General features: G+C 46.2%; 25 protein-coding genes. 18 read left to right on the plus strand and 7 right to left on the minus strand.

Annotated features, from left to right (window positions below; all coding sequences use genetic code 11):
• The first annotated feature begins 50 nt into the window (after positions 1 to 50).
• Positions 51 to 677, plus strand: coding sequence for a rhomboid family intramembrane serine protease (locus AC1DE7_RS03925; protein WP_036670140.1), 627 nt, complete (start codon positions 51 to 53; stop codon positions 675 to 677).
• A gap of 69 nt (positions 678 to 746) precedes the next feature.
• Positions 747 to 1658, plus strand: a complete 912-nt coding sequence (gene gltC, locus AC1DE7_RS03930; RefSeq protein ID WP_036609648.1) for a glutamate biosynthesis transcriptional regulator GltC — start codon at positions 747 to 749, stop codon at positions 1656 to 1658.
• 43 nt (positions 1659 to 1701) lie between these two features.
• Here the strand turns inward: gltC and AC1DE7_RS03935 are convergent, their stop codons facing one another.
• Positions 1702 to 2382: a zinc metallopeptidase gene (locus tag AC1DE7_RS03935; protein ID WP_036609646.1), complete on the minus strand. Its 681-nt coding sequence runs from the start codon at positions 2380 to 2382 to the stop codon at positions 1702 to 1704.
• A 28-nt stretch (positions 2383 to 2410) separates the two neighbouring features.
• Complete coding sequence (locus AC1DE7_RS03940; RefSeq protein WP_017689377.1) at positions 2411 to 2839, minus strand: MerR family transcriptional regulator; 429 nt, start codon at positions 2837 to 2839, stop codon at positions 2411 to 2413.
• Between the two features lie 352 nt (positions 2840 to 3191).
• Here AC1DE7_RS03940 and AC1DE7_RS03945 point away from each other — a divergent pair, with 352 nt between their 5' ends.
• Genes AC1DE7_RS03945 through AC1DE7_RS03955 form a run of 3 tightly spaced genes read left to right on the plus strand, consistent with a single transcriptional unit; the run spans position 3192 to position 6453 of the window.
• Entirely contained in the window at positions 3192 to 4592 is a 1401-nt protein-coding gene (locus AC1DE7_RS03945) for an ammonium transporter (protein WP_076326943.1), read from the plus strand.
• 41 nt (positions 4593 to 4633) lie between these two features.
• Entirely contained in the window at positions 4634 to 5719 is a 1086-nt protein-coding gene (locus tag AC1DE7_RS03950; RefSeq protein ID WP_477533890.1) for a DUF294 nucleotidyltransferase-like domain-containing protein, read from the plus strand.
• Positions 5716 to 6453, plus strand: a complete 738-nt coding sequence (locus AC1DE7_RS03955) for an exonuclease domain-containing protein (RefSeq protein WP_017689374.1) — start codon at positions 5716 to 5718, stop codon at positions 6451 to 6453. Before AC1DE7_RS03950 ends, AC1DE7_RS03955 begins: the two co-directional genes overlap by 4 nt.
• Here the strand turns inward: AC1DE7_RS03955 and AC1DE7_RS03960 are convergent.
• Positions 6439 to 6930 carry a M67 family metallopeptidase gene (locus AC1DE7_RS03960; RefSeq protein WP_076318424.1) on the minus strand — a complete coding sequence of 164 codons (492 nt, stop codon included), beginning with the start codon at positions 6928 to 6930 and terminating at the stop codon, positions 6439 to 6441. The genes AC1DE7_RS03955 and AC1DE7_RS03960 overlap by 15 nt on opposite strands.
• Before the next feature lie 226 nt (positions 6931 to 7156).
• Between AC1DE7_RS03960 and AC1DE7_RS03965 the strand changes: the two genes are divergently transcribed.
• Positions 7157 to 7708, plus strand: coding sequence for a TlpA family protein disulfide reductase (locus tag AC1DE7_RS03965; protein ID WP_076318425.1), 552 nt, complete (start codon positions 7157 to 7159; stop codon positions 7706 to 7708).
• A 118-nt stretch (positions 7709 to 7826) separates the two neighbouring features.
• On the opposite strand, the gene cimA is transcribed toward AC1DE7_RS03965, so the two are convergent.
• Positions 7827 to 9446, minus strand: coding sequence for a citramalate synthase (cimA, locus tag AC1DE7_RS03970; RefSeq protein ID WP_047842385.1), 1620 nt, complete (start codon positions 9444 to 9446; stop codon positions 7827 to 7829).
• A 531-nt stretch (positions 9447 to 9977) separates the two neighbouring features.
• On the opposite strand from cimA, the gene AC1DE7_RS03975 reads away from it, so the two are divergent.
• The 3 genes from AC1DE7_RS03975 (at position 9978) to AC1DE7_RS03985 (ending at position 13300) form a co-directional block, all read left to right on the plus strand.
• Positions 9978 to 11279, plus strand: a complete 1302-nt coding sequence (locus AC1DE7_RS03975; protein ID WP_076249898.1) for a DNA polymerase IV — start codon at positions 9978 to 9980, stop codon at positions 11277 to 11279.
• A gap of 116 nt (positions 11280 to 11395) precedes the next feature.
• Complete coding sequence (locus tag AC1DE7_RS03980) at positions 11396 to 11638, plus strand: ferredoxin (RefSeq protein WP_017689369.1); 243 nt, start codon at positions 11396 to 11398, stop codon at positions 11636 to 11638.
• Positions 11639 to 11857: 219 nt separating this feature from the next.
• The gene (locus tag AC1DE7_RS03985; protein ID WP_340982911.1) at positions 11858 to 13300 is read left to right on the plus strand and encodes a L,D-transpeptidase family protein; all 1443 of its coding nucleotides are present in this window, start codon (positions 11858 to 11860) and stop codon (positions 13298 to 13300) included.
• Positions 13301 to 13342: 42 nt separating this feature from the next.
• Here the strand turns inward: AC1DE7_RS03985 and AC1DE7_RS03990 are convergent, their stop codons facing one another.
• Complete coding sequence (locus tag AC1DE7_RS03990; RefSeq protein WP_017689367.1) at positions 13343 to 13480, minus strand: hypothetical protein; 138 nt, start codon at positions 13478 to 13480, stop codon at positions 13343 to 13345.
• Positions 13481 to 13735: 255 nt separating this feature from the next.
• Here AC1DE7_RS03990 and AC1DE7_RS03995 point away from each other — a divergent pair, with 255 nt between their 5' ends.
• The 3 genes from AC1DE7_RS03995 to AC1DE7_RS04005 all read left to right on the plus strand — a co-directional run bounded on the left by AC1DE7_RS03995 (position 13736) and on the right by AC1DE7_RS04005 (position 16252).
• Complete coding sequence (locus tag AC1DE7_RS03995) at positions 13736 to 14833, plus strand: quinone-dependent dihydroorotate dehydrogenase (RefSeq protein WP_017689366.1); 1098 nt, start codon at positions 13736 to 13738, stop codon at positions 14831 to 14833.
• 134 nt (positions 14834 to 14967) lie between these two features.
• On the plus strand, positions 14968 to 15783 hold the full coding sequence (gene yjbM, locus AC1DE7_RS04000) for a GTP diphosphokinase (RefSeq protein WP_036609636.1): 816 nt from the start codon (positions 14968 to 14970) through the stop codon (positions 15781 to 15783).
• On the plus strand, positions 15770 to 16252 hold the full coding sequence (locus AC1DE7_RS04005) for a DUF309 domain-containing protein (protein WP_074094460.1): 483 nt from the start codon (positions 15770 to 15772) through the stop codon (positions 16250 to 16252). Before yjbM ends, AC1DE7_RS04005 begins: the two co-directional genes overlap by 14 nt.
• Positions 16253 to 16469: 217 nt before the next feature.
• Here the strand turns inward: AC1DE7_RS04005 and AC1DE7_RS04010 are convergent, their stop codons facing one another.
• Positions 16470 to 17018, minus strand: coding sequence for a thioredoxin family protein (locus tag AC1DE7_RS04010; RefSeq protein ID WP_036609632.1), 549 nt, complete (start codon positions 17016 to 17018; stop codon positions 16470 to 16472).
• A gap of 221 nt (positions 17019 to 17239) precedes the next feature.
• Between AC1DE7_RS04010 and AC1DE7_RS04015 the strand changes: the two genes are divergently transcribed.
• The 6 genes from AC1DE7_RS04015 (at position 17240) to AC1DE7_RS04040 (ending at position 23998) form a co-directional block, all read left to right on the plus strand.
• Positions 17240 to 18937, plus strand: coding sequence for an RsmB/NOP family class I SAM-dependent RNA methyltransferase (locus AC1DE7_RS04015; RefSeq protein WP_477533770.1), 1698 nt, complete (start codon positions 17240 to 17242; stop codon positions 18935 to 18937).
• On the plus strand, positions 18934 to 19680 hold the full coding sequence (locus tag AC1DE7_RS04020) for a pseudouridine synthase (RefSeq protein ID WP_477533771.1): 747 nt from the start codon (positions 18934 to 18936) through the stop codon (positions 19678 to 19680). The genes AC1DE7_RS04015 and AC1DE7_RS04020 overlap by 4 nt, the downstream gene beginning before the upstream one ends.
• A gap of 396 nt (positions 19681 to 20076) precedes the next feature.
• Entirely contained in the window at positions 20077 to 20880 is an 804-nt protein-coding gene (locus AC1DE7_RS04025) for a Cof-type HAD-IIB family hydrolase (RefSeq protein ID WP_036670159.1), read from the plus strand.
• A 96-nt stretch (positions 20881 to 20976) separates the two neighbouring features.
• Positions 20977 to 22017, plus strand: coding sequence for a hypothetical protein (locus AC1DE7_RS04030; RefSeq protein ID WP_477533772.1), 1041 nt, complete (start codon positions 20977 to 20979; stop codon positions 22015 to 22017).
• Between the two features lie 108 nt (positions 22018 to 22125).
• A complete protein-coding gene (locus AC1DE7_RS04035; protein WP_477533773.1) occupies positions 22126 to 22674 on the plus strand; it encodes a GNAT family N-acetyltransferase in 549 nt (182 codons plus the stop codon).
• A gap of 193 nt (positions 22675 to 22867) precedes the next feature.
• A complete protein-coding gene (locus AC1DE7_RS04040) occupies positions 22868 to 23998 on the plus strand; it encodes a glycosyltransferase family 4 protein (protein WP_036609621.1) in 1131 nt (376 codons plus the stop codon).
• Positions 23999 to 24132: 134 nt separating this feature from the next.
• Here the strand turns inward: AC1DE7_RS04040 and AC1DE7_RS04045 are convergent, their stop codons facing one another.
• Positions 24133 to 25188 carry a YkvI family membrane protein gene (locus AC1DE7_RS04045; RefSeq protein WP_074094468.1) on the minus strand — a complete coding sequence of 352 codons (1056 nt, stop codon included), beginning with the start codon at positions 25186 to 25188 and terminating at the stop codon, positions 24133 to 24135.
• Between the last annotated feature and the right edge of the window lie 154 nt (positions 25189 to 25342).

A 25342-nucleotide genomic window follows, 5' to 3' on the forward strand; every position in this document is an offset into this window, starting at 1 on the left:
ATCAGAGATGTGAGTCCGATCTGAACAGGGTGGAGTGAAAGAAGAAATTTATGATATTTATTCGCTATGAGAACTGGAAAGGTTATTTGAAGTATTTCCCTTTGACGTCGCTTTTTTTAATTGCCAATGTAGTCATGTTTATTGTGTTAACGGTGAACGGTGGATCAACGAACAATATGGTGCTGCTGAAATTCGGGGCACTTACGAATCATGAACTGTTCGCGCATGAATGGTGGCGTTACATTACATCCATGTTCCTGCATGCGGGCTTCGGTCATTTATTGTTTAACAGCTTTGCGTTAATTGTATTTGCTCCACCGATGGAGCGGTTGCTCGGGTCGGTAAGGTATGGTGTATTGTACCTGGGTGGTGGTGTATTGGGTAATATTCTTGCTGTTGCGTGGTACAACTCGGTTGGGAGTATTACCATCTCGGTAGGTGCTTCAGGAGCGATCTATGCCGTCTATGGTGCATTCCTGTATGTAGCGCTGTTCCAGCGAACGATGATGGACGAGGCTTCGCGCAAAACGATGTACACATTGCTTTTGTTCGGGATCATATTCTCCTTCGCCATGTCAGGCATCAACTGGATGGCTCACCTTGGCGGATTGTTGGGTGGATTCTTTATTTACGGACTGTTGATCAGATTGTGGAAACCCCGCAGCTTAAAGCGGTAGTCAGAACGTTCTCAAGATGGAATACAGTCAAGGATAAGTAGGGTATAACAGATTGGAGCGATCAGGCGAGTGGAATTAAGACAGTTGCATTACTTTTTGAAAGTGGCACAGAAGGAACATGTAACACAGGCTGCTGAAGAGTTGCATGTGGCACAGTCGGCGGTGAGTCGTCAGATTCATCAGCTGGAAGAAGAACTGGGCGTGGACCTTTTTATGCAAAAGGGACGAAACCTGCAGTTGACTGCAGTGGGGCAGCTTTTTTGCAAACGAATTGAAGGTATATTAAAAGATTTGGACAAGGCAGTTGGGGAAGTTCATGAGTTTCTGGACCCGGAGCATGGAGAGATTCGAATTGGGTTTCCGCATAGCCTGGGGATTCATCTCATTCCTTCCGTGGTGGCTGCTTTCCGTCAGCGCTACCCCAACGTGAAATTCAGATTCAAGCAGGGGATGTTCCCTACGCTGATTCGTGATGTGTTATCCGGAGAGGTAGACTTGGCATTCATTTCTCCTTTTCCAGAGAAGCATGATCAAGTAGATGGCGATATTGTACTCACGGAAGAATTACATGCGATCCTTCCTCCTAATCACCCGTTAGCTGGTGAAGAGACAATTGCGCTTGAACAGCTCAAGGATGATAAATTTGTATTGTTTAGCAAAGGTTATTCTCTTCGTCCTATTGTGTGGCATGCCTGTCTGGAAGCTGGTTTTACACCCAAGATCGCATTTGAAGGGGAAGAGACCGACACCATCCGCGGATTGGTCGCTGCGGGCATGGGGGTCAGTCTGCTGCCTGAGATGGCGTTATTCCAGACGAATCCGTTGCAACCGGCACATGTGGCTATCTCCCATCCAAAAGTAACGCGAACTATCGGGTTAATTCATCGTGCGCATGATAAACTGCCGCTGGTTGCTCAGTCCTTTCGTTCATTCTTGCTTGATTATTTCGGTTTACAACAAAACAATACCCCATCCGATTAACGGTGGGGTATTGTTTTTTGTTTTTGTTGTATTAAGTATCCAATTAATCGCGGCTGTTGAAGATTCCGATGTAACGAATCAACTCAAGCAGTGAAATCAACGCTGCAGCAACGTAAGTCAAGGCTGCGGCATTCAGAACTTTTGCAACACCTTTTTCTTCTTCATTACGGATGTACCCTTCGGATACCATAATCTCTCTAGCGCGATTACTTGCATTGAACTCAACCGGTAAAGTGATGAGTTGGAATGCTACAGTTACGGAGAAGAAGATGATACCGATACCTACAAGGTTCATGGCATTGAAGATGAATCCTGCAATTAACAGGAATGGAGCTAATCCGGATGCAAAGTTCACAATTGGGAAGATCCGGTGACGCAGTGCCAGCATCGGATAACTTTCTTTATGCTGAATGGCGTGGCCAACTTCGTGACACGCTACCGAAACAGCTGAGATTGAGTTTTCGTAATATACTGGTTCTGATAAACGTACAACCCGATTGATCGGATCATAGTGATCAGAGAGTGTACCACGTACAGGTTCAATTGGAACATCATGCAGGCCGTTAGCATCGAGCATCTGGCGAGCGGCATCGTAACCAGTCATTCCGTTCTGGTTCGGTACCTCCGACCAACGTCTAAACGTACCTTTAACGCGAAATTGCGCCCATAAAGAGAGCAAAAAGGCGATAATGATCAATACGAACATACCGTTATTAAAACTCATATTCATTCCTCCGCTTTCTAAGAATAAGCTACATCATGGTGTTCTCAAGCAAGATTTTTAGTGCCTCCATTGTACCGGCACTTTTGGTGAGGAGTCCTGCCATCATTTTACGTGCTTGTACAGGTTTCATCTCTCCAAGTAGCGGTTTGAGTTCGTTAACCTCTCGCTCAAGTTGTTGTACGTGAAGTTCCAATGTTGTCAATTTGCTGGCAACTTGTTCTTCTGTACTAACCAGACGCCACTTCTCAAGAGATTGTTTAATCTCGTCGAGACTATACTTCTCTTGTTTCATCTGTACAATACGTTCAAGCCTCGTTAAAGTTTCATTACTATAGAGACGATAATTTTTTTGTGTACGTTCTTCGGGAGCGATTAGTCCAAGCTTTGTGTAATAATCAATCGTCCGTTCACTAACACCAGCGGTCTTGGCAAGTTCGCCAATCCGAAAAAGTTTCATATCCCCAATGATATTCACCTCGCTTGCAAGTTCAAATGTAGGGAATTGTAGTTTCCACTTGTGAATTTCTAGACTACGCCCAATTTTTCTTACTAATAAGTATGATACATGATCTTTAACCGTACAGTCAAACGTTATGCTTTGGCAATCAGCATACTGCATTTCTATATCTATGTACTCATAGAATGTGATTATGTACTTAAGTGCAAGAAAAAGACGTAAGACTTTATTCCCAGAAATAATTTTCAATTTTGATGAAAATACTCTTGTCAACTTTCCTCTCTTCTGCTTATAATGACATTAAGAGTTTCACATTATGTGAAGAAACTTAACATAAGAGGGAGTGGGGTATATGAGAAAGAAATGGTTGGTTTCCATGTTAGTAATGCTTACTTTGTTCGCTTTTCCGGTTAGCGCATTTGCGGCTGCGGAGGGTCCGACTAACATTGAACTTCAAAGTGGTTTGAACTCAGCCTTTACGTTTCTGGCTGTTGTACTCGTGTTCTTGATGCAAGGGGGATTTGCTTTACTTGAAGCGGGTTCAACACGAATGAAGAATGCAGGACACATTGCGGGTAAGACCATCCTGACATTGGGAATTTCAGTTATTGCCTTCTGGGCTTTGGGTTTCGGTCTTGGTTTCGGTAATGGTAACAGCTTCTTTGGAACAACAGGATTCTTCCTGAGCGGTGACAAGATGGCTGCTTCCTTCGAATCACTGGCTTTCTCCGATGTTCCACTGACTGTTAAATTCGTTTTCCACCTCGCTTTTGCGGCGGTATCTCTGGCCATTGCCTGCGGTGGTATGGCTGAACGTGCAAAAATGAGCGTATATATTGTATTCGGTACACTTTATACCATTATCATGTATCCGGTTGTTGCTCACTGGGTATGGGGCGGCGGCTGGTTGGCTGAGCTGGGTATGCAAGACTTTGCAGGATCGACGGTTGTTCACTTGACTGGCGCGACTGCAGCATTGGTAGCGACGATCTTGTTGAAACCACGTATTGGTAAATACAACAAAGACGGCAAACCTAACATCATTCCAGGTCACAACCAAGTGTATTCCGTACTCGGGGTTATTATCCTCTGGATCGGTTGGTTCGGTTTCAACCCAGGTAGTACGTTAACTGCCTTGGATGACGGATTCTTTGGTTATGTTGCATTAACTACTAACGTAGCTGCTGCAGCTGGTGGTGTTGCTGCACTGTTGATTTCTTGGGCAGTTCTTGGCAAGTCCGATATTCCTAGCATGTTGAACGGTGTGCTTGCGGCACTCGTTGCAATTACAGGTGCTTGTGCCTTTGTTGAACCTTGGGCAGCTTTGGTTATCGGTGCTTTGGCTGGTGTTATCACATTCTTCACGGCACAGTACTTCGATCGTAAAGGAATTGACGATCCAATCTATGCTTTCTCCGTACACGGTGTTGCTGGTATGTGGGGAGCAATCTCCACAGGTTTGTTCGCTACACCAGAACTTGCTGAGCATGCGGGTGTAGGTCAAGCGGGTCTGTTCTATGGCGGTGGATTCCACCAATTGGGCGTACAGCTTCTCGGTCTGGTAGGTGCTTTTGCCTTCGTACTGGTAATGTCCTTCATTATTCTGGGCGGTATGAAAGCGATCATGGGCATCCGTGTTACTGAAGAAGAAGAAACAATGGGTCTGGATATCAGTGAGCACGGTACTTACGGATACCCTGAACAAATGAAAAATGTAGATTCTAAATCCAATGGTGGTACGTTCAGCTCCTGAGGTGAATGATGCTGAATCATGCTTCAAGGAGGCTGGACATGATGGAACCCATCTCGTATAGAAACTATTCCTGGTCTTATCAGGGAATCGATGGTGCGGTGTCTTCTCAAGAACTGCGCCAGGCACGTGTAATATTACAGAACGAGCTCCAGGAATTGTTGTCCGCTTCCTTGTCGCCGATCGAGTGGTACCAAACGGTAAATGAACTGCATGACCGGATTGCACGGAAAGCAGTAGAGTTATGCATTCAGGGGATGGTTGAGGAAGGCTTCGGCCAACCTCCCGTCCCCTATGCCTTTATCGTATTTGGCAGTTCCGGCAGGGAAGAAGCAACGTTATGGAGTGATCAGGATAATGGCATGATCATTAGCGATACTCCGCATGAAGGTAAAGAGGAATATTTTGCTCAGCTCGGACAGCGAATGACGGATGTGTTAGAAGAGCTTGGTTACGCCAAGTGCGAAGGTAAAGTCATGTGCTCTGAGCCACTCTGGAGAAAAACGCTGGCGTCATGGAAACAACAATTAGCAGATTGGAGCTCGGATCTGAATTGGGAGCCTGTTCGTAATCTGATTATTGCTTCAGACATGCGTTTTGTTGCAGGTGAGCAAAGTCTGGCGGAGGAATGGATCACGAGTTTTTATGAACAGTTCAGACTGATTCCTGAACTTTCGGATGCGGTTCTTCGCAATACGGTTAAACATAAAGCTACATTAAATGTACTTGGACGTGTGGTCACAGAACGATTTGGTGAACATGCAGGCGGATTTGATATCAAGTATGGTTTGTACATTCCGCTGGTGAACAGTGCTCGTTATTTGGCTTTGCAACATGGAATCAAGGAGTCATCTACGTTAAAAAGAATGGAGAGACTGACTTCACTTGAAGCTGTTCCATTTACATTACTGGATGCATGCCAGCGGGCCTTCTTTGCCGCTTTGAAATTTCGCCGAAGTACACCGGTTGTCATCCAAGGGGATTTGCAACATAGCAGTGGGTTCCTGGATGAGAAACAGATGAAACAAAAGCAAATTCATTATGAGCTCAGGGATACGCTCGGGTTGGTACGACGAGTGCATCGTGCTTTGCAAAGACAGTTGCGTTTTGCAGAAAGGAGACGTCCATGAGAGAGCCGGCAAGGGGCAATACAGGATTCTGGAATTCGCTGCGTCAGGGAGGGGTTCCTTCCGCCATCGCTTCCATTATGGGAGCCCCTACGGCGCAACACATGGCGTTTATCCGCTCTATGATGAGAGAACAGCGCAGACCTGAGGTTCTGCATACACCTCTAAATGAGTTGGACGCAGTTGTATTTGATCTGGAAACGACGGGATTTTCGCCCCAGCATGGGGATGAGATTATCTCATTTGGTGCGGTCCGTATACATGGTGGTGTGGTACTGGAAGGGGAGCAGTTCTACACGGTGGTGCAGTCCAAGACTGCGGTTCCGGAACATATTACTGAACTTACAGGTATTACACAGGAGATGACGTTGGACGCACCGACTTTGCTGGAAGGGTTGCATGATTTCATGTCTTTTGTAGGTGGAAATGTTCTGATTGCACACGCAAGTGCGCATGACCGAGCCTTTCTGAATGCAGCTCTGTGGCGGACTTCAAAGGTAAGGCTGACGCATCGTTTAATCGATACGATGATGTTGGCCCGCTGGCTTGAACCAAGCAGGCCGGGGTATGGTCTGGATGAATTGCTGGAATCCAGAGGGATTCCGATCTATGGACGTCACCATGCACTGGAAGATTCAAAAATGACTGCACAGTTATGGTCCTGCTACTTGGAGGACATGACTCGTAAAAATGTGGAGACCTTGGGTGATCTGTATACCCAGCTAAGTCACGCATAACGGAACGGGAAGCAGATTGTATGAAGGCACAACGTGTTGTGCCGGATCCTGCGATTCCTTCGAAGATTCAATCAGATAACCGTTCAGATGCATATGAGATCGCGACCCGCTTGTAAGGTCGGGTGAGCCGATGAGGTACATCTGAAGCAAACCGGCGAAGGCCGGAAGAGCTTGCAAGTCCTCTAAGGAAGGAACAGGCCTGGTCTGGGGATGAGAATGGAAGATACCGATGAGCTTGGGCTCGGAGAATACGCACCGAATCCATTCGGCATCGTCCAGAGTAAAATGGTGCAGCGGGTCAGGTGCTACGTTACGAATGGGCTGAAACCGACTGATTCGTATACCGCCCGCTGCGGTTTCACCCAGCATAACCCCGCAGGCTTCTTGTGGTAGCGAAAGGAACATGTGCTTTGACATCTCTTGTTCTACGGAAGAAGGGATGTAGAAGGCGTTTTGCTGCCCGTGAAGTGCTGCCATTTGTATTCACCCCTCTCTCTTTGGCTCCTGCTACGGCAGGAGTCCTTTTTCATTTTATTTTCTGTGATGCGGATTGTAAAATTTTAAAGGAAAAGGGTACAATAATAAAGAGAACATTTGGGAATCATGTTCTGGTGAACTATGATAGAGCGTGATAAACACTTAGCATGTGCAGAAATTACGGTTTCAGTTTCAATGTGCTAATTATATAAAAGGGTGGCGGGTTATGAAACGAAACATATACATACTCCTTGGTGCTGTCTTGCTGGTTGGTATTGCACTGGCCCAGAATGCGGGTGACGGCATTGCAGCCGTCTTTAAGCAGGAAGAACCGATGCCTACTGAGACGGGACCACGTGCGGGTCTTCTGGCACCTGCTTTTTCTCTGACAGCAATGGATGGAGAGACGTACAGTGTGGGCGGTGCCAAAGATAAGGCCACATTCGTCAGTTTCTGGGCATCCTGGTGTGAGCCGTGTAAGCAGGAAGCTCCGGAGCTGAACAGAATGGCTGCGAAATACAAGGATAAGCTTGACATGTATGGGGTTAATGTAACGTCATACGATAAACTCAAAGATGCCAAAGCTTTTGTAGATGAGTACCAACTGACATTCCCTATTCCCTTGGATGAGAAGGGGACTGTGTATGCTCAATACAATGGGGTGGCTTTTCCAACGAATGTTCTGATTGACTCCAGAGGAGTTATACAGGAGATTGTTCTGGGCATATTGCCTGAGAAAGAGTTGGAACGTAAGATTAAAAAGTTAATTGCGAATTAATTTTCATGTAAACAAAGAAGCCTTTGCATCCATGAATCATGGGTACAGAGGCTTCTTTATATTTTCCGGGAAATAAGCGTTAAGAGGTTGTTCAAAAACGCTTTTTTGAATATATACTTTAGTGGTTGCTTATCCCATGAGCAGGAATAGGGAGTGTGCCCGGCTCATCCTGTAATTTTTCTTGAAGCAAAGCATAGCGGAAACTGTGAACGAGCGCTTCCCAACTTGCTTCAATTACGTTCTCGGATACACCAACAGTGTTCCATGTGTTTTCCGTATTTTTGGATTCGATCAATACACGAACTTTGGCAGCTGTAGCATCCTTCTCATCCAGAACACGCACTTTGTAGTCCGACAGATGCATGTTGGCAAGTGAAGGGAAATATTGCACCAGCGCTTTCCGAAGGGCGTTATCGAGTGCGTTAACCGGACCATTGCCCTCAGCAGCGGTATAAGCGCTTGTTCCAGCGATATTCACTTTGACAAAAGCTTCAGAAACAACGGATTTGCCTGCCGTTTTCTCCACAAGCATTTTGAATGATTCAAACGTGAACAATTCTTTCATATCACCGTTCGCTTCACGAATTAACAATTCAAGCGAAGCATCTGCACCTTCGAACTGGTAACCCTGATGTTCCAGGTCTTTGATCTTCTCAATAATCTGACGTGAATTGGCACTGCTTGGATCGAACTCAAGCCCCAGTTCCTGTGCTTTGGATACAATGTTACTTTGTCCGGCAAGTTCAGAGACCAGCACACGTTGTTTGTTACCAACCAGTTCAGGCACGATGTGTTCATAGGTACGTGAATCCCGCAGGATGGCAGAGACGTGAATTCCACCTTTGTGAGCAAAAGCAGCATTGCCGACATAAGGCTGATTAATCGGCATATTCACATTGGCAATCTCGCTAACATAACGAGCCACGTTTGTAAGTTGTCTCATGGAATCATCAGTAACACATTCATAGCCAAGTTTCAGTTGCAGGTTCGGGATAATGGATGCGAGGTTGGCGTTACCGCAACGCTCTCCATAACCGTTCATCGTTCCTTGCACCTGACGGGCTCCGGCTTGTACAGCGCTGAGTGTGTTGGCCACAGCCAATTCACAATCATTATGTGTATGAATCCCGAGATGTGCATGAGGCAGGCTTCTATGCAGTGTGGATACGATCTCGTGCACCTCGTTTGGCATCGTCCCGCCGTTGGTATCACACATAACGAGCCAGTCCGCTCCAGCTTCGTGGGCCTTGGTCAAGACCGCTTGAGCATACTCCGGGTTATGTTTGAATCCGTCAAAGAAGTGTTCTGCATCAAAGATCACTTCCATTCCATTCTGTTTCAGATAGGCGATGGAATCATAGATCATGGACAAATTTTCTTCCAAAGTAGTCTGCAAAGCAGTATGCACATGGAAGTCCCATGATTTACCGACCAAGGTTGCAGCCTGAGCACCAGATTCGATCATGCGCTTCAGGTTGGCGTCTTCACTAGCAACACTGCCTTTTCGGCGGGTGCTGCCAAAAGCAACAACCTTTGCGTTCAGGTTTAATTCCTTGACTCTTTTGAAAAACTCAATGTCCTTGGTATTGCTGCCGGGAATTCCGCCTTCAATATAATGGACACCCAGGTCATCAAGCTTCTTGGCAATTTTGAGTTTGTCGTCTGCCGATAAGCTGACACCCTCCCCTTGTGTGCCGTCACGTAAAGTCGTATCGAAGATGGAAATGGCCTTTGACATGAAGATCCTCCTTTGAGATAAAGCGCTCTTTTAAAAGTTTGGATTGTAAGTTAGGAAAAGCTGTTAAGTACGTTAGTGGACGAATCCTTCGATTCGGCAACGCTACACTGTGTTAAACTCAATGCGCTGATTTGTCCTAAAGTCGTCAATTTGTATAATTAATTATTATAGCACCATTATAGCCAAATGCTACATAGAAATCGCAGTTTCATGTAACAATTAACGGATTTTAGAGAAAAAAGAAGGATGTTAATCATAATCCGGATGTATGTTATAATCTATTATTGAGTTTTAATTGGAATATATGGAAGAAAAGGAGGGTTAATTTTGACTTTTGTATGGGAAAATACGATTATTGCTCTGATCACTTTGATACTTTTTGTGAGTGTAGGCTGGTTAATTATTCGGTCTCTGATCAGATCTCGCAGAAAATAAATGCTCATGACTGAATTAACATAACGGGTTTGATATACTATAGAAGAAAGAAATTCGTTTCATTAATTAGTGTGCAAGAAAGGGCGGGGGTTCATGATGTCTTCAGGCGGCAATCCTCCAGCAAATGTGGATCAATATTACCCTGCAGCCGGACGGGTAATTCTGCATGTCGATATGAATGCTTTCTACTGCTCTGTACATGAAGCCGAGGAACCAGATTTATATAGAGGAAAAGCAACGGCCGTTGCGGGCAGCAGTGAACTGCGAAAGGGTGTAATTGTAACCTGCTCATATGCCGCTCGTAATCGAGGCATCTCAACAGGTATGGTTGTGCACCAAGCCATGAAAAAGTGCCCTGATCTCATTGTAATACGTCCTGATTTTCATTTATATCGTCAATATTCAAGAGCCTTCATGCAGATTGCGTATAGTTATACGCCTCAACTTGAGGCGACATCCATTGATGAATGTTATCTTGATATTACAGGTTCAAGGCAATTCGGGAATCCAATGGAGATTGCGGAGAGCATTCAGCGGAGAATCAAGGATGAATTGGGGCTGCCATGTTCCATAGGCATTGCGCCCAACAAATTACTGGCGAAAATGGCTTCGGATCTGAAAAAACCGAACGGTATCTCCATTTTACGCATGAGGGATGTACCCCGGATTCTTTGGCACAGACCATGCAACGAGATGTTTGGCATTGGCAAAAAAACGGCCGAAAAGTTGAAAAAACTGGGCATTGAAACGATTGGTCAATTGGCCAAGTCGGATGAGAACATGTTGACCGAACTATTTGGAGTTAATGGAGCATGGCTCAAAAATTCCGCGAATGGCATTAACCATTCCGCAGTTCACGCGGAACGGGAGGCCAATAAATCCATTGGGCATACAACCACTTTACCGGCGGATGTATCGGATATGAATGAGATTCATCGGGTGTTCCTCAATATAAGTGACCAGGTAGCCAGAAGGTTGCGCAAGCACGAAATGTTCAGCCAGGGTATTCAGATAACAATCCGGACACCGGATATGAAGACAATCACCCGATCACGTCTAATGGAAGTTCCTACGGAGGATGCAACGGTCATTTACCGTGAGGCCTGTAAACTATTTGAGAAGCATTGGGGTAGTGGCAAACCTGTACGCATGCTGGGTGTGACACTTCAAAACCTGATTCCAAGAGAAGAATCCGCTGTACAGATGGACTTGTTCGAATATGAGCAGAAGCCCAAGAAGGACAATCTGATTCGGATTATGGATCAGTTACGTGATAAATTTGGTGAGAATGCTGTTGTGACCGCAGGCATGCTTGGAGACGATCCTTCCGTGCTGCTTCGTAATCATAAAGTGCGCGGTACTTCCCTGCAAAAAGACAACTTGCAAAGTCTTGATTAAATAAGGGATAATAGAGACTTGTGGTTGCAAAATGTTTGTAATTATCCTTACTTTGTATTAATATGTTTCTAGATAAAAACACTGTACGTTTTGAATTTTAGGAGGAGAGAATGTAAATGAGTAAATATACTTGGGTTGAAAAAGACACATGCATCGCATGTGGCGCTTGTGGAGCAACAGCTCCAGACATCTACGATTATGATGATGAAGGTTTGGCTGAAGTTATCTTTGACGGCGATGCTAACCATGGTGTCAAAGCTATTCCAGACGACTTGTTTGACGATATGCAGGATGCATGCGATGGCTGCCCTACAGATTCAATCAAAGTAGCGGACGAGCCTTTCAATAAAGAAGGCTAATTATTTCTCACATGAACATAGAGCACTTTCTTTTGTCTTAACGACAAGGGAAGGTGCTTTTTTTGCATTCATTTAACTGTGATTATCTGATCTGTGGATCAAGGACGAACATTGTCGAACCCCCTTTTTTCCACCGGGTACTCAAGTCCTATGGATTCAACGCTTTGTTATGCCGATATATAATGATAAACGGAAAAAGGCGAAATAGTGGAGGATCGGATGCAAAATACTCATCTAAGAACATATGTCAAGAAACATCCCGACAACAAAATGGCTTGGTACTTGCTTGGAAAGGAGTATTTGGGCGAAGGACAGGAGGCCAAAGCCAATTATTGTTTTCAGCAAGCGGGCGAGGTTTATGAGGCATTTGAACGCAGTAAAGCTCCTGCGGACATCTGGGTAGACTATCAGGAGAAACTGGTGGAGATGTCTGAGCAAAAAGAGAAAAAACAACGTAGACGCAAAATGTGGCTTACATTGTTAATGCTGCTTGTGCTGGCAGGTCTGCCACCTGCGGACGCTCCGGGTTTCAGTCGGGAAGCGGCCGACGCACTGTCAGCAGCACTGGAATCCACAGATGACATCGAAGCGCCTGTAGAAGCGGATAAACAGGTTGGAACTGCATCCATTGCGCCAAGCAATGTGTTCACTGCTGCGGCATTTGGTGGAGGTAATCATGGCGAGGCTGCGCTCGCAGCTGCCTGGTCCGGGTCTGGCCCAAAAGTAGAGACCTCTGCTGTACTGGGCATGCAAACCTCGGATGACTGGTCTTTATGGAAACGAAATATGCCTGTGAAATACATAGTACAAACCAATACAAGCGGGAAATTAACTGCACAGAGTTATGATGCCAAGCAATGTAACTGTGAACCTCCTGAAATTACACCGAAAATCAAAAAGATGGCCTTGGCGTGGACCGCCAAGCAGGAAGCAGCTGCATCATTATCAAGTGCAATCGTTGCCTATCGCAAAAAAAATGATGCTTGGCCCAAGAGTGTAACGCAAATGGCTCAGCCATTTCCGAACAATATTCTGGGAGAGACTGCGTCAGGGATGACCGAGATGTTTCCGAAGCTGTTAGCTCTGCATCAAGGAAAGGCAAAGGAAGGAAAGAACGATTCGAGTGGTAAAGAAAATGGTTCAACATCTTCGAATTTGTCTCAAGGCAACAATGCCGCTTTTGCAGATACGCTGGGAGGTCAGCCTTTTTTGCAGGAACCGCTGGAGATTGTAATTGATAAGAATAAACATAAACTTGCATTAATCAGTGGGGATACCATTGTTCGTATGTATGATGTGGGACTTGGCGGTGATCGAACACCGGAGGGGTCATTTGTCATTACAGATAAAGTGGTCAATCCGAATGGACGCTCGAACGGGGAGTTTGGAAGCAGAGGTATGCAACTCTCGAATACGAATTATGCCATCCACGGGACCAACGAGCCAGACAGTATCGGACTGGATGAGTCCCTTGGATGTGTGAGAATGCGCACAGGAGATGTAGAAGAGTTATTCGCTCTTGCTCCGCAAGGCACTCCGGTACGCATTGGAGAAGATGTACTGCCAGATCTGACGCTTGTTCCAGAAGCAAAGCAGCGTTATCAGCATACGCTTGTTCCAAAGCAGAATAATCCGAACAAAACGTATCACTGGCTGAATTGATCTGTTTGATATGTAGAATCAGATGGATTCAGCCTGAATCATCTACATGTTGGCAATAATGATAAGAGCACCAATGATGATGATCAGGCCGCCTACACTGGCTGCTGTCCATGCAATGGCTTTGCGATTCACTTCTTCTTTCTTTTGCTGTAATGCAGGTGGTTTACGTTTGGGAGCCATGAGTTATTCCTCCTTATTTGGAATAGAACTGGTGTAGAGTAACCATGCTCTCATTGTAAAGAATTCAACTCGTCATTTCCAGTGGGCGGGTGGATTTCTTGTGAGCATTTTGTATTATTCGATTTGTGCTGTCTATGCGCAAACTACTTTCCTTTTTAATAAGAAACAGATAAACTTGTGAGTAGAGTGTTTTTTTACATATGAAAAGACGGACAACGGCTTTTTGGCGTACCGGACCAGAACGGAGTGAGTGATTTGTTATACAGAAGTCTTGCTAAACCTTTGTTGTTCAAAATGGACCCTGAACAGGCCCATCATCTGATTATTGGCGGCCTTAGTGGCGTGGGTAGCATCCGTCCGGTTCCTTCCGGACTGCGTGTGATGTACGGCGTTCGTGAAACGTCTGATCTGGCTGTTGACATGTTTGGGTGTCATTTCCCTACACCTGTTGGTCTGGCTGCGGGTCTGGACAAAAACGGGCAGGCCGTAACGGGCTTTTCTTCCATCGGATTTGGATTCATGGAAGTGGGAACCGTGACACCACTTGCACAACCAGGTAACGATCAACCACGGCTGTTCCGTTTGCCTCCAGATGAGGCGTTGGTGAACCGAATGGGCTTTAACAATCTTGGTGCGGAAGCCATGGCAGGTGAATTGGCACGTCTACAGGATCGGCGTATTCCAGTGGCTGTTAACATCGGCAAGAATAAGGCAACTTCTAATGAGGAAGCTCACTTGGACTATTCGAAGTGCATTCAGGCACTATACGATTATGCTGATCTGTTCGTGGTTAATATCAGTTCACCAAATACACCGGATTTGCGTAATCTGCAACATGGGAATGAATTGAAGGAACTGCTCGCTGCGGTTATGAACGAGATGAACGTGCAGCATGCACGAGCGGGCGGAGCGACCAAATCCGTTCTGGTGAAGATTGCACCGGATGTGAATGATCAGGAACTTGAATATATGGTTCGCACAATTGCAGACAGCGGTGTTGCTGGTATTATTGCAACGAACACAACCATCAGTCGTACAGGACTTTCCCACCAACATGCGAAGGAAACAGGCGGTCTGAGCGGTAAACCTCTACGTGATCGTTCGACGGAGATTATTCGCCAGATCTATCGCCAGACCGAAGGCAAACTTCCGATTATCGGTTCAGGTGGCATTTTCACAAGTGAGGATGCTTACGAGAAAATTAAAGCCGGAGCAAGTCTGGTCGAAATATATACAGCATTGATCTACGAAGGACCTGAGGTGAATCGGCGTATTCATGCCGGACTGCGTGAGTTACTGCGCAAGGACGGTTATCGTCATATCTCTGAAGCGGTTGGTGCGGAGCATCGTTAAGAAGGAATGTGGATCCCCGGATTGAAAATATAGAAGCATGGAAGAGCGTAAAATGGTTCGGGACTCTTTCCCCCACCAAACATCATGTATAATGGAATAGAACAGGGGACGCTATAGAGACAGGAGGCATAAGCATGGACGGTAGAGACTGGGGTACATTTTTACTTCCTTATGAACAAGCGGTAGAGGAATTGAAAGTCAAGTTTAAGACAATGCGGGCGGAGCTGAAAAAACGGGAAGAGTATGCCCCGATTGAATTCGTTACCGGTCGTGTCAAAAAAATATCCAGTATTCTGGAGAAATCCAGACGACTGAATGTGTCGCTTGATGACGTGGAAACAGGCATTGAGGATATTGCAGGTATCCGCATTATGTGCCAGTTCGTGGATGATATCCGCCGGGTTGCCGAGTATATTCGAGGACGTAAGGATCTCACGGTACTCATTGAGAAAGATTACATTACGAATTTCAAAGAGAGCGGCTATCGCAGCTTCCATATGATTATTGAGTATCCCGTTCAGACGGCTCTAGGACAAAAGAAAGTTTTGGCCGAGATACAGATCCGGACGCTTGCCATGAACTTCTGGGCTACCATTGAACATTCGCTGAGTTACAAGTTTCGGGAAGGGTTACCTGATGAGATGAGAACCAGGCTGAAAAAAACGGCTGAGGCCGCGTTTATACTGGACAACGAGATGTCTGCAATTCGTCTACAGATTTTGGAGGCGCAGAAGGCATTTGAGGATGATTCCAATATCGTGTCAAGAACATTGAATATCATTCATCAATTATACTTCTACCACCTTGTCAGTGAAGCAATTGAAGCACAGAAGCGATTTAACGATTACTGGGAACGGCATGATATGGAAGGGCTCAAAGACTTGCTGGATGACGTGAAGAAACTTCTGAACAACGCCAGAAAGGGCGAAAACCCGGATGAGCATCTATGAGCCACTGTACGTTGACTACTTAATCTACTTCAATCGGGATCAGGATTATTTCGAGTGCCATGAGGTGTTGGAAGAATTGTGGCTGGAACGTAACCGGGATTCTCTCTATAAAGGGTTGTTGCAAATTGCAGTTGGTTTATACCACTTCAGGAATGGCAATCTCCGCGGAGGAACGATGATGTTACAGAGCTCACTTGATCTTCTGGAACCTTATCCTGCTACGATTCTGGGCATTGACCTAGGGGCTTTGGTACGGGATGTACAGGAAATCGTGAAGCAACTGTCCCAATCAGATGTTCAGTCTGTAACTTACAGGGATTTGTCCATACGAATTGTTGATGAGGTCTTAGAACAAGAGATATCTAGAAGATCGCTTGAGCTAAAACCAAATATTCCGCAACGCCGGAGTCCTACCAGAGGGCGAATATACGAAGAGAAGATGAAGGCGATGGATCAGAGTAAAAGTTGAACCGTAATCACGCTAACATTCAAATGAGCATCCCATGGATATGAAGTTCCATGTATATGAAACACCCCGACGATTCCTGTAAAGGGAAAGATCGGGGTGTTTTTGAATGTTGCGTCATATTCAGATGATTGCAGGTGGCATAGCCTGTCCTTCAACAGAACAGTGTCTGGTGATACAAGTGCCTGATTGTAGATACTTTTGGAAACGGATCTAGCAGTTAGCTTGCCGAAGGAGCGGCACTGCCTTTATATTTTTGGAAAAATTGTTTGTAATCATCCAGTGTGTAGCCTTGGTCACTGCCATTCTCTTTCAGTCCGCCAACCATACGGTCTTTCTCGACACCAGCCTCATAATAGACGAGTGTAGGCGTGAACTCGATATTGTAATCGGTCCATCCTGCTTCGAATTCACGCAGATTGAACTGCGGAAGCTCAATACCTTCACTGTCAACCAGCGGCATCAACTGAGGTGTTGTTGCACGGCAGTGCGAGCAATCGGAAGCAAAGAAATAAACAAAAAAGCTGTCTTTGTTATCGATTTTGGCTTTCAGATCAGTGGGTACAATAATTTGTTGATAGTTGGGATCACTAAGTAGCTCCCGTGTAGCTGGATTAAGCTTGGAAGCAGCGATGCCATAAGCATTTTCCACTGAATCCATCTGTTTCTTGGATTGCTGGTCTACGACAACCAGTGCTGCAATCATAATGATTAAAATACCCAGGAAAATAAGGATCGCAGCACTTTTCTTTTTCTTCTTGGATTTCATTGGACATCCCCCATCGATCATATCGAAATATAGTTTGGGCAAAAATAAAGGTTGGGATAATATGCATAAACACCCGAATTTTTGCTCAGGAATCAATCTACTTGCCATTATACTACATTACACGCTGTAGTGGAATAGATACGATATGATAGGAAAGCAAAGCTTGGATATGATAAAATAAAACGATATTGCAATCTTACCAAGACAGGATGAGTGGGAATATGGGTGTAAAGTTACCTTTGATATTTGCTGAGCGAATGAAAAGTTTGCTGGGTGATGAGTTTGAACAATTTATGAAATCTTATGAACAGTTTCCTCATGCGGGACTGAGAGTGAATACGCTAAAAATATCGATGGAACAATTCGATGAGATTGCTCCGTTTGATCTAAGACCTATTCCGTGGTGTGAGACAGGATTCTATGTACCTCATGGTGTTAAACCGGGGCTGCACCCTTATTATCATGCAGGCTTGTATTATATACAGGAACCAAGTGCAATGGCTCCAGTTGAATTATTGCAGGTGGAGCCTGGAGATCGTGTGCTTGATCTATGTGCTGCTCCGGGAGGAAAAACCACACAGATTGCTGCAAAGCTGCAAGGCAAGGGTGTACTTGTGACGAACGATATCCATGCTGAACGCACGAAAGCGCTAGCCAAAAACGTGGAATTGTACGGGGTGCGTAACGCGGTTGTTTTGAATGAGTCGCCAGAGCGGATCGCAAATACATTTCCTCATTATTTTGACAAAGTATTAATAGATGCGCCTTGTTCAGGTGAAGGCATGTTCCGCAAGGATGAAGACATGGTGAAATCGTGGGAACATCATTCGGTGGAAAAATGTGTGCTCATGCAGCGGGATATCTTGGAGACTGCGGCACGGTTGCTGGCCCCGGGAGGAACCATCGTATATTCGACATGTACCTTTGCGCCGGAGGAAAATGAAGCGATGATTGCGGAGTTCCTGAATGTAAACCGTGATTTCGTAGTAATGGACATTCCTGAAGAGACAGGGTTCGCTCCAGGACGTCCGGAATGGGTACGTCAGATGATGCCAGAGAAGGCAGAAGAGACGGAAGCTGTATTGGATCAAACGCGTGGCACCGCAAGATTGTGGCCTCACCTTTTGGAAGGAGAGGGACATTATTTCGCTGTATTGCAGCATCGTGTAGGGCAAGAAATAGAAACAGATCAACCTGGAGTAGTTAAAGAAGGAGCAATGGAGTATGGACAGGTCGTGGATGTGTCCAGGATTGAAGCAGAGGGGAACAAGGATCACTCTATTGCTGCTTCTTCAATTGCTATGACCAAGGCTGATCGTAAAAAGGAACGTTTATTGCGAATCGAATCCCGAGAGTCCCATGACAGACAGGCTGGTGGCGGCAAGAATTCGGGTAGACAGAGCAAAAAAGGTAAAGATCACGGTGGACGTAAATCGGAACGGGGTCAGGGACGCGGAGCTGATTCGGCAAGTATTGATCCGGTTGCGATCTACAGTCAGTTTATGAAAGAACAATTGGAGATTGAGTTAACTGGAGAGACGGTATGTTATGGAGATCGGGTGTATCAATCATCGGTTGGTGCAGCTCGATTGGAGGGACTGAAAGTCATTCGTCCAGGCTGGTTTATGGGAACGATCAAGAATGGACGATTTGTTCCGTCCCACCCGCTTGCCTGTGCTCTGAATGCATCTGAAGCACGGCGAAGCGTAAATCTGTCATCCGCTGATGGCGAAGCCGTGAGATACCTCAAGGGCGAAACGTTAAATATTGAAGAAGAACGAGTGGTGCTCAAGGCGGATACGTTTGCCAAAGGGTACGTTCTTGTATGTGTAGATGGTTATGCCGCTGGCTGGGGAAAATGGCTTGATGGTGTACTGAAGAATGAATATCCGGCAGGCTGGAGGTGGACATCGGTATGAGTGGAAAAGGCAAACAAACGTTGCGTCTGGACAAAATATTAAGCCATATGGGTGTGGGAACACGAAGTGAACTCAAAAAGATGGTGAAACAAGGCAGAATCCATGTGGACGGCAAAGCGGTGAAAGACAGTGGTGTACAGGTGAATCCCGAGGTCAACGTCATTGAAGCTGATGGGGAGCGGATTGTGTATCGGGAGATGATCTATCTGATGCTGCATAAACCTCCGGGTGTTGTGTCTGCTACCGAGGATAACAGAGATAAGACGGTACTGGATCTGCTGCGCAAAGAGGATCGGGTGTTCAATCCTTTTCCTGTGGGACGACTGGATAAGGATACGGAGGGACTGCTCATTCTTACGAATGACGGTCCACTTGCCCATGATCTGTTATCTCCACGCAAGCATGTGCCCAAAACCTATGAAGCCCGTGTACTGGGAAGCGTGGATGAAGCGGATGTACAACGTTTCAAGGCGGGCATTCAATTGGATGACGGGTACAAGACGCTGCCGGCTGAACTGACTATACTCGGTCAGGAAGAAACGGAAGAAGGCACGGTCTCGTCGATCTCGCTTATTATTCACGAAGGGAAGTTTCACCAGGTGAAACGTATGTTTCAGGCGGTAGGCAAGCGAGTGGTCTATCTGAAACGCGTTGCCATGGGTGAGCTGGAACTAGCTTCCGATCTTGTGATCGGAAGCTATCGTGAACTAACCGCAGATGAGTTGAGCCTTCTGCGGAAGTAAAAGCTCCCGACCTTCGCGAAGCGGAGCCCCGATACTAACGCCGAAGGCGAGAAAGCTCCCGATCTTCACGAAGTGAAGCAGGGAGTTGTGGAGGGAGGCGAAGCCCCGATACTAACCGCCGAAGGCGAAAAAGCTCCCGATCTTCACGAAGTGAAGCAGGGAGCCGGGCAGAGAGCGAAGCCCTGCCCGTAATGGTCCCGGTTAAGCTTGGGCGGGACCGACGCTGACCAGCGGTGTGCCCGGCAACAAGCGTTCCTACGACAACCGTGACATAGCAAGACCCGACCTAACACCGGTGAGCAAGACTGGAGTCCAGAGGGCAGAGCCCTCTGGGGCCCTCCCTCGGAAGGGAGGGTTTGGGTGGGTGCGACTACTAACAGATGAGGATGAAGCCAGATGACTTATAAATTAATTGCACTTGATGTAGATGGAACATTGCTGAATGATCATCATGAACTTACCGAATGGACTCAGGAGACCTTGATCCAAGCTTCCCGTCAGGGAGCAGAGATTGTCCTGTGTTCAGGTAGAGGTCCTGCGAACACGATTCCTTTTATGGAGCAGATGGGACTGGATGGATATGTGATTACGCATAATGGCGCCGTTACCGCGCAAGTCGATACCCGTGAGGTAGTTCATCATTTTGCATTAGATGGACAAGGACTGGAGCCGATCATATCCTACTGTCGAACCAATGGAGTACATTTTGACATCAATACGGCATTTGGTCTGTATGTGGATCAACCGGAAGGTTTGGGGTTGCAGGTGCGTGAGATGTATTACAACTTTATGGCCGAGCCACTGAAGTTACCCAAGTGGGTTGACATGACAGAACCGCTGGCGAAGTTCACTGCATTTGGTCCGATTGAACAGATGGATGCAGTACTTCAGGAATGGTCTACTTGGAATCTGCCTTATTATATGACACGGAGTGGTGACTTTTTTATTGATCTGATGCATCCCGAAGCGTCCAAAGGCGCTGCGCTTAAAAGGCTTGCCGAATCGAAAGGAATCATGCCTTCGGAGATTATGGCGATTGGTAACTACTTCAATGATATTACGATGCTGACTTTTGCGGGAAAAGGCATTGCCATGGATAATTCACCGGACGAGGTGAAAGCTGCTGCGGACGAGGTTACACTCTCCAATAACGAGCAGGGTGTGGCACACGCAATCCAAAAATATGTGTTATCCGTCTAACCCTACATCCTATACTTAAAATGCACGCTTTCCTCATAATCTACCGTCCTCGGGGCATCCTAAGAGAATAACGTTAGGAATGGAGGAGGACACGTGATGAAATATGATGTGGAATTGGTTGCAGACCTGCGGACATCAGGTGGAGAAGTACAGGACGTGATGGTCAATGGTCAATATGCAGGCTCACTGTTCCTTGTGTATAGAGAAGGAGATCGTTTATCAGGTAGTCTTCAGATCGAGCAGGAGTCTCTGCCAGATGATACAGAGCAACGTATCGTGGAAAAAGTACATGTCTATGTCCGATCTCTTGCAGATGCGTTGGAAGCTGCGTATTATGAAGTGCTGGTTAGTTGTGGCTCATTACATACGGTTCTGCATATGCCTGAGTCAGAGACAGTGTGGCCGTCTGAAGATATGAATCATGACGAAGGCAGCTATGACGATATAGACAGCAGTGGAAGTAAGGTAATCCCTGTTTCACAAGCCGAATCGTTTACATATGAAGATCGGGATCAGGTTCTGGAGATGGAAATGGTAAGCGCAGGACGCAGCATATCGACTTATATTTTCAATGATGTCGAAGGGCAGGAACTAGCAGAAGCTTCCTTAAAACAATATGGCGCTGATGTACAAGGTGAAATACACTGGTATGACGAGCCGGAAGAGAATCAATTGGAAGCTGCGGCAGAGTTACTAGTCAGAGAGCTGGATGAAGATATCATCGATACGATTACGATCCGCATGTGGCATCAGGGCAACGAACTCGAGACGCTAGAGTGGGTACATCGCGATTTCTCCGAGGATTTTGAGGATACCGATGAATCGGATCTGGATGAGCTGGAAGCGGCTGAAGAAACATGTTATGTCATGCTGAAGCGTAAGGATCGGGAGTTCCGGGTATATGAGCTTTTTCTTCAGGAACGAGGTGGATTGCCTGTGGGAACAGCAACAATAGATACTTCTCATTCCGATCTGACGGGATACATTGATTACGAGGTTCCTGGTACCAGCATTCAGCGAAAGAGCCTGGTCGAAGTGTTGATGCAGGAGTTGGACAAGGAAATGGAGTTTGATACCTTGCACCTGACGATGTTGTATCGAAATCAGATTATCGATGAAGCCAGAATAGATGGGTAAAGGGCAACCGCCTTTTACCTTTTTTTTGTTCTCGTTTTGACGAAAAATCCATTTCCCGGTATAGTACCATTAGTTTAAAAGAGATCAGGAAGCGGAAGGAGAACAATGATGCACTCATTCAGGATCAGTAGCGAATATATTAACGATGGTTTTCAAGCGGTTCAGGCGAAGCCGGAAGATACGGAGGATGTGATGTCGCTGCTGGTGGAGACAGCCGAATGGTTACAGAGCCAAGGTTCTTCCCAATGGAACGCTTTGCTTAAAGGTGAAGATTCACATGATACGGCAGGGGCGATTCGCCGTGGGGATGTGTTTGTATTCAAAAAAGGAGCGGATGTAGCGGGGATGGTCATCCTTTTGGTTCAGCCAAGTCCTTGGGATATTCATCTTTGGGGTTCAAAAGCTCATGCCGAGGATGGCGCAATTTATCTGCATCGGTTAGCGATTCGAAGAAAATATGCTCAGAGCGGTTTAGGACGGTCCATTTTGCAATGGTCCAGCAGCGGGATACATTTTAAAGGCAAACATACTGTTCGGTTAGATTGCGGAGCGAGCAATGCTACGTTGAACGCCTTTTACGCGCGGAACGGGTATACTTTTTTGGGAGTGACCGATGGTTACAGTACATATGAGAAGCCCGTGGAGCCACTGAGCTGAGAATTCTGACTATCCTATGAATATGTTGACGACAACCGCAAGCGATGGACTGCTGAATTAAAGCTTTTGCTTCTGAGGGGAACGTTTCATGAATATGTTGTATATACGAGTTATCGTAATATAGATGTTCCGGCTTCCCTATGTCATAATGGATAGTAGAGCAGTACGTAAGTTAGAAAGGGGGAAACTAACGGTGAAATTGCTACAGGCGCTTTTCTTTCCTCCGGAGCAGCCCGGAGGTGTATCCTCTATGATTCCGTATATGCAAGAGAGATTTACAACCCCGAGGTGGGAAATGGATCTGTTCTCGTTGCCAAAGCGAATTCGCAATAAGGGCAGAGAGGAAGTTCAGTTCGAAACGTTTGACTGGACGGAATATCAGGATAGTCCTGTTGTCCAAAAATATATTCAAACATATCGTGATTATCTTTGGTGGACCAAACTGCGAATTCAGAAGCCCTATGATCTGATCCATGCCCACCACCCAATTGCAGGACTTGCGATGAAAACAGTTTTCCCGGATACACCACTCATTCAGACGATTCACTCCAGTTATGAACGAGAATTAATCCTTAATGGACGCATTGAAACGGATGGACCGGAGCATCGATTCCTGCTTGCGATATATGGTGAGCTGGAACACCAGGCAGAGCGCCTTTTGACGGTGTCGGATTCGTTCCGCCGTTATCTGGCTCCCTACGTGAAGGAACCTGATGTCATCGGTGTGATTCCCAATGGATTTGATGAGAAGCGCTTTAAGCCGATCCCTCATGATAATGCGATACCACAGCTGGTCACAGTATGTCGGCTTGTTCCGGCAAAAGGGTTGGATATTCTTTTCAAAGCTTGTGCGGAACTGAAGGGTCGAGGTCATGATTATGTGTTACATATTATTGGAGATGGACCGATTCGTCCTGACCTGGAAGAATTGGCGCAGCGATTGGGGATCTATAATGAGACCATTTTCTATGGTTACACACTGCACCCTGAGGAATTCATGCCATTCTTTGATATTTTTGTACTTCCTTCACGGGCAGAAGCATTTGGTTCCGTCTTTGCTGAAGCGGCGCTGAGTTGTCTTGCCCTTGTGGGTACGGATGTAGGTGGTATACCGGAACAGATCGAGAACGGTAGCAATGGGTTGCTTGTACCGGCAGAAGATCCTTCTGCATTGGCTGAAGCGCTTGAAAAGGTGATGCTGGACCCGGCTTATCGTTATGAACTTGCCCGTTCAGCGTGTGAAAAAGCCAAAACACATTACTCGCTCGGCAGATCGGTCAATGAGCTGAAAAAGATGTATCTTCAGTTTCCTAGCCAAGCCTAAAACGTAGAGCAAAAAGTGCGAGCCGCTGTGCCAAACAGCGGCTTTTTGTCATGTTTAAGGAAAGAGTACCCGCGGTGACTTGTGGTTATGAAGTAAAAGGATGCTCGTATTCATGAAGTACATAACCGTGAGGTTTATATATTGTTGCGTTTACGAAAGGTGCCCCAGCGGTTCAGTACCAATTTGGCAGCCCAGATTAATGCCATACTTCCAAAGATGGGGTAAAGGATGGACAGCAGGGAACTAAATCCAAACTGGCTGAGTGAGTAACACAACAGCATAATGGTTAATGTAATGAAACGGGGATGGACACGTATATGTTGTCTCAGTTGCAAGGTCATTCCATAGATATCGGCTACAAAGGTACTGAATATTTCCATGAAAATAAGGGATACATATACAGATTGCACTGCCCATCCAAGTTGAAAGGCGATGCTACCCATCGGGATTTCGAATTGAATGATGCCGGGCATCTGAGCTGACATGGCAAAATGAGCTGCCATCAGCATGAAACCAACGCCAATTCCACCCAATACTCCACCCCACTTCAGCACATTCCGACTACGAATCTGGTTACCTACAGGCACAAGAACAGCTTGAGCCAACACCAGATTGAATGAAGTATACAATAGTGGAGACAGCCACACTTGAATAGGGTTTGAGTCTGTCGTCAGTGTGATGAATCGGGAAGCACCTGGATGATGGATCGTACTGGTGATCATGAGCAGAGATAACAGGAGCATCATGGGCACAACGATGCTATTCATTTGTAGGATGGCTTGAATGCCCCGACCGAGAAGCAGATATGTCCCTACAAGTGTGACGATCAGACCTGTCTGATAATGCAAACCCAGATGCTCGACAAAAACGGAGCCTGCTCCGGCAAGCATGACACTGTTCACGCCAATGAGAATGAGAAGGGTCACCCAGGTGATCCATTTGCCCGCCTTATGGCCGAATAAATGTTTGTTCAGATCCTCATAAGAGCGGGACCCGGTATCGTGAGCGATCAGCATCATTTTGGTACCTAACCAGACAAAGAGCATGGTGGATAAGCCTATGGTGATGGTGGCCCATTTGCCATACTGGGTAAAAAACTGCAAAATTTCCTGCCCTGTAGCGAAGCCGGCTCCAACAACCGTTCCAATGTATGTAAATGCGATCTGCAGCACCCGAAATGCCTGTTTCATGTGTTTCCCCTCTCAGGCCCCTGTATAGTTTGGACATGCGGGTACCATGGTACAAGGTATGCTTGACCCACGAAAGTCATGACAATCGATAATGAGCTTTGGCTTGAAATGCGTCTCAAGGACAGCGTCAAGGCAATTTCGCTTGAACTTATAG

This window comes from Paenibacillus sp. 10L310, assembly GCF_056395745.1.